Source organism: Nocardia sp. NPDC058519 (genome assembly GCF_042719755.1).
Classification (GTDB): Bacteria; Actinomycetota; Actinomycetes; order Mycobacteriales; family Mycobacteriaceae; genus Nocardia.
Map to the genome: position 1 here is coordinate 1 of NZ_JBHXNK010000074.1, position 1133 is coordinate 1133.

Genomic DNA, 1133 nt, shown 5'->3' on the forward strand with positions numbered 1-1133 from the left:
CTAGATGATTGATTCCAGGGTGTGGTGGCCCGCAGAGCAGGCCACCACACCCGGATCAGTGGTCGTAGGCGGTCAGTGACCGCAGTGTCGGTGCGCCGGTCTTGTCGTTGTGCCAGATCGCGGAGGTCAGAGCGAGCAGGCGTTGCAGGACACGGACCGTGACTCCGGCGATGGTGCGGCCACCGTGTCGTTCCAGGTCGAGCTGCCCTTTCAAGGTTTGGAAGATCGATTCGACGGTTTGACGCAACGGTTTGAACAGATGCGCGCCGGGTCGGGGAGCCTCACCTTTGCGAGCCGGCCGCAGCAGATTCAGCCCAGCGTCGGCGAGTTGGTGCTCGAATCCGGTGCCGAAGTAGTTCTTGTCACCGATCACTGTTTGACCGGGGCGATCGGCGACCAGGTGCGGGTCGGTGGTGAATACCGCGAGCAGGGTTTCACGTTCGTCGGCCTTGGCTCCGGTCAGCGCGAACCCGATCGGGAGCCCACTCAGGGTGGCGATCAGATGTAGCCGCAAGCCCCAGAAGAAACGAGAATGTGAAGCGCAGTAACCGTATTCGGCCCATCCGGCCAGGTCCGAGCGGCGAACGGTTTCCTTGGATCGGCCACACTCCACCGGTGTCGAGTCCACGACCCACACGTCGTCGGTCCACAGGCTGGTGTCGAGGGCCAACGCCCTGATCACACCGAGTAGCAGCGGTGCCGCGCCACGCAACCGCTTGTTGTAGCCGGGCTGCTGGGGCAGATACGGGAACAGATGCCGCAGGTTTTTGCCGGCGTACCGCAGCCAGCGACGCTCGGAGGTAAACCCGAGCAGGGCCTGCATCACCGCCAACGTGACCAGCTCGGCGTCGCTGAGTTCGGGTGCGAAACCAGCCGTCGGACGCAACGGAGCAAGGCCGGGCGTGGTCTTCACCAGGTCGTCGGTTTTCACATAGAGTGCGGTGGCGAGGGTGTCGATGTTGTTGCTCACAACCACAATTTCGACACCCTCGCCCCACCTTCTTCCGGTAGTGACACGCCGTAATCCCTTGCTCTGCAAGCAGTCTCACATCGGCGCGATCACTCACGCACCGCTGCGGCAACCAACGCGGCACTGCCATCGGTGCCGCATCCCCTTGGAATCAATCATCTAG

Annotated in this window: 1 protein-coding gene; it reads right to left on the reverse strand. The window is 62.9% G+C overall.

Annotated elements, in window-relative coordinates:
• Positions 1 to 55: 55 nt before the first annotated feature.
• Positions 56 to 970: an IS982 family transposase gene (locus ACFWPK_RS34550; protein WP_378923076.1), complete on the reverse strand. Its 915-nt coding sequence runs from the start codon at positions 968 to 970 to the stop codon at positions 56 to 58.
• Between the last annotated feature and the right edge of the window lie 163 nt (positions 971 to 1133).